Source organism: Roseateles sp. (assembly GCF_049240545.1).
In the GTDB taxonomy this organism is placed as follows: Bacteria; Pseudomonadota; Gammaproteobacteria; order Burkholderiales; family Burkholderiaceae_C; genus Paucibacter_A.
Window position 1 is genome coordinate 1 of sequence record NZ_JBMLSK010000090.1, and the last position, 5,567, is coordinate 5,567.

Below are 5,567 nucleotides of genomic sequence, written 5' to 3' on the forward strand. Positions count from 1 at the left end.
TCACCTCCAGCACCAGCTTGCCGGTCTGGTAGTCCAGCGCGCCGGTGGGCTCGTCGCACAGCAGCAGATCCGGCTTCTTGACGATGGCGCGAGCGATGGCCACGCGCTGCTGCTCGCCACCGGAGAGCTGGGCCGGGAAGTGGTCGGCCCGGGGCAACAGTCCAACCAGGCCGATGGCCTCGTCCACCTGCATCGGCTGGCTGCAGATGTCGGTGACCAGCGCCACGTTCTCGCGCACGGTGAGGCTGGGGATCAGGTTGTAGAACTGGAAGACGAAGCCCACATGCTCGCGCCGGTAGCGCGTCAGCTCGGCCTCGCTGGCGCCGCTGAGCTGATGCTCGGCAAAGCGCAACTCGCCGGTGCTGGGCACGTCGAGCCCGCCCAGGATGTTCAGCAGCGTGGATTTGCCGCTGCCCGAGGCGCCCAGCAGCACGATGAATTCGCCGCGCGCCACGTCCAGATCGACGCTGCGCAGCGCATGCACGGCGGTATCACCCGTGCCGTAAGTCTTGCTCAGGCCACGGGCAAAGAAGACCGGCGGCTCGGCCGATGGCTGTTGTTCTGCTCCCATGCGCCCAGCTTCGCAGCGCGCGGCCTGCTAGGCATTGATAGACATCAAGCCAGCAAGAAAGAGCCGGCGGCGTCGGCCTTGGAGAGCGAAGCCGCAGCCTTGCCTTAGGTTTGAAGTTCGGAGCGCTTGGCTGGTTGAGCCTCAACCAAGCGCACCTCGCGCCCGTTCAGCCGCTGGGCCAAGGCGGTCGCCATGCGGGCGGCTTGGCTGTAGACCGTCATCTGCGGATTGGCGCCAATGCTGGTGGGGAAGATGGAACCGTCGTGCACCGAGAGGTTGACGATCTGCCAATGCTGGCCGTCTGGCCGCACGACGCCCAGCTCGGCCAAGCCGGCCATATTGCAGCCGCCCATCACATGGGCGCTGCCAATGGTGGTGATGTAGGGCCGGTAGGGCAGGGCTTGGATGGCGGCTTGGGCTTCTTTCCAGCTGCCGTAGGCGCTGGCCATGTCGTGGGCGGGGCGCACGCTCTTGGCGCCGGCAGCGAACTGGATCTCGGCCATGGTCAGGTGAGCGCGGCGGGCGCCGTCCAGCAGGTAGTCGCTGATGGGGTAGTCCAGCACCGGGCTGCCGTCGCTCTTGAGCTTGACGGTGCCGCCAATGGCTTGCGGGTGGAAGCCATCGCGCAGCAGGCCGATCAAGACGCTGGTGTGCGGGAAGTCTTTGGCCTTGTCCACCAAGGTCTGGCCGAGTCCGCCGAGATTGGTCATGGCAAAGCCGGGGTGCACCGGCGCGGTCTCGAGCTTGTAGCCGATCGGGCCGTTGAAGGGCTGGGTGTACAGGAAGTGATCGGAGTAAAGCGCCAGCGGCGCGCCGGCCCAGCCGTTCACCGCCTCGGGCATGACGCCGCTGCTGGCCACGGTGGGGTGCAAAAAGGTGCGCTTGCCCAAGAGCTGATGCGGGTCGGGCAAATGCGAGCGCATCAAGAGCGCGGGCGAGTTGATGGCGCCGCCGGCCACCACATAGTGCTTGGCCTTGACTTGCAAGGCCGGGCCGGCCGCGCTGCCATCCGTGTGAATCGGCAGGCAGCTCAGGCTTTCGATTTTCTCGCCGTCCCAGCTGAAGCGCTCGGCGCGGGTCTGCACCAAGAGGCGCGCACCCAGATCGAGCGCTGCCGGAATGGTGGTGACCAACATCGACTGCTTGGCATTGGTGGGGCAGCCCAGGCCGCAGGAGCCCAGGTTCCAGCAGCCCTTGACATTGCGGTTGATGACGGGCGCCGGAATGCCCAGCTTTGCCGCACCCCGCTGAAGCACGCTGTTATTGCCATTCGGCTCGGTCAGCCAGGGGCTGATGTTGAGGCGCTGCTCCACCTGCTCGAACCAAGGCGCCATGCTGGCCGGGCTGATGTCTTTGAGCCCGTAGTTCTGCGCCCAGTAGTTCAAGGTGTCGGCCGGGGTGCGGAAGGAGCCGGCCCAGTTCACCGTGGTGGAGCCGCCCACGCAGCGGCCTTGCAGCACCGGCATGGCCTGGTCGGCGGTCTTGCGGCCGCCGCCTTCTTGGTAGAGCTGCGAGTAAGCATCGGACTCGCGCTGGCGGAAGTCGCTGCTGGACTTCAGCGGCCCTTCTTCAATGATCAGCACCTGCAAGCCGGCCTTGGCCAGCAGCTCGGCGGTGATGCCGGCGCCGGCGCCGCTGCCGATGATGGCCACATCGCAGTCGATGCGCTCGGGCAGCGCTTTTTGTCCAGGGCCAAAGACTTGCCAGCCGCGCGCCAGGCCTTCTTTGATGGGGTCTGCAATCGAGCTCATGGAATCGTCCTCGGTCCGGGGTAGCCGACCAGCGCCCAACTGCTCGGGTCATTGAAAAAGATCAGCGTGTTGAGATCGCGCAGCGCGTGATAGACCTGCTGGCGCAGGCTCAGGCTGGAGTGGCTCATGGCCTGCAGCGCGGCTTGCACCTCGGCCACCGAGGCCTTGGCCCAGTCGCTGGACAAGCCGGTCAGGCCCAGGCGCCCAGGGGCTGTGTCCAAGAGCATCAAGACTTGCGACAACTCGGCCCGCAGGGCTGGCGGGAAGCCGGCAATGCCGGCTTCGAGCTGGCTCAGATGCAGCGTCAAGCGCGCCTCGCGGGCAGCGGCCTCTTGCGGCAGCAGGCCGTCGAACAAGGCCAGGGCCACCGCGCGCATCAGCTGGCGCGCGGGTTCGCCCAGTTTTTTGTTGTCCTCATGCAGGCCGGGCTTCATCAGCAGCGCGGCGGCGCCGCCGGCCACCGCCAGCACCACGCCGGCGCCCAGGCCCAGTTTGAGAAGGCTGCGTCTTTGCATATCAGGCAATCTTTTTCAACAGACCCAGCAAGCGGCTGAAGGTCTTGCCATACGGGGGGTAGAAGAGTTTGGTGCCGGCGAAGCGGGCTTGGCTGAAGATCGGCTTTTCTTTGCTGAAGGTGCGAAAGCCCCACTCGCCGTGATAGCTTCCCATACCGCTGGCGCCGACGCCGCCGAAGGGTTGTTCTTCTTGGCCCAGATGCCAGATGCAGTCATTGATGGTGACGCCGCCGGCATGGCTTTGCTCCATCACGCGCTGCTGCATGGCGCTGTCTTGGCCGAACCAATACAGGGCCAGTGGGCGCTCGTGCCGGTTGATGTAGGCCAGCGCTTCGTCCACTCGGTCATAGGGCACGATGGGCAGCAGCGGGCCGAAGATCTCTTCGCGCATCACTGTCATTTCATCGTTCACATCCAGCAGCAGATGCGGCGTCAGCGCGCGGCCGCTCAGCGGCCCTTCGTGCGAGGGCAGCAGGCGTGCGCCGCGTGCGCGGGCGTCGTCCAGCAGGCCTTGCAAGCGGGCGCGGTGGCGTTCGCTGGCGATATGGGTGTAGTCGGCATTGCCCTCCAGCGCGGGGAACATCTTGCGCATGGCTTGCAGGATGGCTTGCGCCAGCGGCTCGACCATTTCTCGCGGCACCAAGAGGTAGTCGGGCGCCACGCAGGTTTGGCCGGCGTTCAAAAGCTTGCCGTATGCCAGGCGCTCGGCCGTCAGCTGCAGGTGGCAGCTGCGGTCCACCAGGGCTGGGCTCTTGCCGCCCAGCTCCAGCGTCACCGGGGTCAGGTGTTGCGCGGCGGCTTGCGCCACATGGCGGCCCACGGCGGTGGAGCCGGTGAAGAACAAATGGTCAAAAGGCAGCTGGCTGAAGGCGCGGCCCACCTCGGCATCGCCGGTGATGACTTGCATTTCTTCGGGGGCGAAGAACTCGGCCACCATCTTGGCCAACAGCGCCGAGGTCGCGGGTGTCAGCTCCGAAGGCTTGATCATCACCCGGTTGCCGGCGGCCAGCGCGGCCAGGGCTGGGGCCATGGCCAAGTAGAAGGGGTAGTTCCAAGGCGCCACGACACCGACCACGCCCAGCGGCTGGCGCAGCAGCTGGTTGCTGGCCGGCAAGAAGTGCAGGGCGGTGCTGACATGGCGCGGGCGCATCCAGCGGCGCAAGTGCTTTTGCGCATGCTTGGCGCCGGACTCGACGGTGAACACATCGGCCAGCAGGGTTTCTTGCCGGGCGCGGTTGCCAAAGTCTTGGGAGATCGCCTCGGCCAGTTGCTCGGCGTACTTGGCCGTCATATGGCGCACCCGCTGCAGGCGGTCTTGCCGGATGGCTTCGCTGGGGTACATCTCGGCTTGATAAGCCGCACGCTGCAACTCCAGCGCCAAATGCAGACGCTCTTGCAAGGTCTGGTTCATTGCAGTCTCCTAGGTGTTCCTTCTTGTTCTCCTAGGCTAAGCGTAAACCCGCCGCAGGCCAAGGGTGTTGGCCCTCGGCTAGAGGATGGCGTCTAGGAAAACAGGGCTCGGATGGATGCCGGACGAAGTAGCGACTTAGGGGGCATGGCCTCGCGAGCGAAGATCGCGCGTGCTATTTGCGTGGGGCGGGACTATCGTGTCGCTTGAACTCAATCGTCAGACGAACAGCCAGCCAAGGAGATGCAATGATGAAATCGTCGCTTATGCGTGTGATCCGTGTCATTCGTTTGATGAGTGCTGTGGCAGGGGCAATGGTGTTGGGGGCTTGTGCCGTCAAGGTGCATGAACACGGGACGGAAAAACCGCAGAAGGCATCCATGCATCAAGGCATGGCCGGGATGATGGGCAAGGTGGCTGCGGCGAGCTTGTCCCCCGCTGCCACCGGCGCTCAGGTTTCAGGCTTGGTGGTGTTTCATCAGATGGAGGGGCATTTGATGGCGCATGTGCGTATTCGCGGCTTAGAGCCTATGAGCGTGCACGGCTTCCATGTGCATGAGAAGTCGTCTTGCGCCAGCGTCGACTTCAGCAGCGCCGGTGGGCACTTCAACCCCGATGGCAAGCCGCACGGCGAGCAAAGCGGCGAGCGCCATGCCGGTGATTTGCCCAACCTTACCGCCGATGCGCAAGGCATGGTCGACCAGAAAATCATGCTGCACGGCCTGACCCTGGCCGCAGGGGACCGCAGCATCGACGGCCGCACGCTGATCTTGCACGCCAACCCCGATGACTACAAATCGCAGCCCGCCGGCAACTCCGGGCCGCGGATTGCATGCGGTTTGATTGCGCGTTATGGATGAATTGGCTGCTCGGTGATCTGGGGTAGATGTCCGATTGCTGCTTAGTTGGGCGCTTTGACTCGGCCCGCCGCCGGGCTCAGGGTGCCCGGGTCGGCTCTGGCGAGCCGACTTCCCTCGGTGCTCACTGCGCGGGTCAGCGGCGGCAAACTCGCTCCGTTCGCTGAAGCTCACTGCGCTCAAACAGGTGCCGCCAAGTCAGAAGTGGATGCGCGCTGCACGCGCCTGACCCGCTCCGCTGCGCTCTCGGCCGCGCACAAATCGCCCGTCGGCGGGCCGAGTCAAATCGACGTGGGCGTTAGGCAAGGGTTTTGAGGCAGTGCGTTCGCCATGCAAGCGCACGGCAGCCCGGGCCGTTGCCGGGCGATTTGTGAGGGGCTGAGCAGCGCAGCGACTTGGGGCAGCGCGCGGCGCGCTTCAACATCTGACTTGGCGCCGCATGTCTGAACGAAACGAGCGCAGCGA

General features: G+C 65.2%; 5 protein-coding genes. 1 reads left to right on the plus strand and 4 read right to left on the minus strand.

Annotation, left to right across the window (positions count from 1 at the left end; genetic code table 11):
* The 4 genes from ACOVRJ_RS06060 to ACOVRJ_RS06075 form a co-directional block, all read right to left on the minus strand.
* The coding region (locus ACOVRJ_RS06060) for an ABC transporter ATP-binding protein (protein ID WP_422042992.1) at nucleotides 1-571 on the minus strand (571 nt) is incomplete at its 3' end.
* A 104-nt stretch (nucleotides 572-675) separates the two neighbouring features.
* Complete coding sequence (locus ACOVRJ_RS06065; RefSeq protein WP_422042993.1) at nucleotides 676-2,322, minus strand: GMC family oxidoreductase N-terminal domain-containing protein; 1,647 nt, start codon at nucleotides 2,320-2,322, stop codon at nucleotides 676-678.
* Nucleotides 2,319-2,837 (minus strand): hypothetical protein, encoded by a 519-nt coding sequence (locus ACOVRJ_RS06070; protein WP_422042994.1) that lies wholly within the window; start codon nucleotides 2,835-2,837, stop codon nucleotides 2,319-2,321. The genes ACOVRJ_RS06065 and ACOVRJ_RS06070 overlap by 4 nt, the downstream gene beginning before the upstream one ends.
* Nucleotide 2,838: 1 nt before the next feature.
* Complete coding sequence (locus ACOVRJ_RS06075; RefSeq protein WP_422042995.1) at nucleotides 2,839-4,248, minus strand: coniferyl aldehyde dehydrogenase; 1,410 nt, start codon at nucleotides 4,246-4,248, stop codon at nucleotides 2,839-2,841.
* 248 nt (nucleotides 4,249-4,496) lie between these two features.
* Here ACOVRJ_RS06075 and ACOVRJ_RS06080 point away from each other — a divergent pair, with 248 nt between their 5' ends.
* Nucleotides 4,497-5,105 (plus strand): superoxide dismutase family protein, encoded by a 609-nt coding sequence (locus tag ACOVRJ_RS06080; RefSeq protein ID WP_422042996.1) that lies wholly within the window; start codon nucleotides 4,497-4,499, stop codon nucleotides 5,103-5,105.
* The last annotated feature ends 462 nt before the right edge of the window (nucleotides 5,106-5,567 follow it).

Excerpts from the sequence above, each read along its gene's own strand:
- ACOVRJ_RS06065 (WP_422042993.1), bottom strand. The coding sequence starts at position 2,322 with ATGAGCTCGATTGCAGACCCCATCAAAGAAGGCCTGGCGCGCGGCTGG.
- ACOVRJ_RS06070 (WP_422042994.1), bottom strand. The coding sequence starts at position 2,837 with ATGCAAAGACGCAGCCTTCTCAAACTGGGCCTGGGCGCCGGCGTGGTG.
- ACOVRJ_RS06075 (WP_422042995.1), bottom strand. The coding sequence starts at position 4,248 with ATGAACCAGACCTTGCAAGAGCGTCTGCATTTGGCGCTGGAGTTGCAG.
- ACOVRJ_RS06080 (WP_422042996.1), top strand. The coding sequence starts at position 4,497 with ATGAAATCGTCGCTTATGCGTGTGATCCGTGTCATTCGTTTGATGAGT.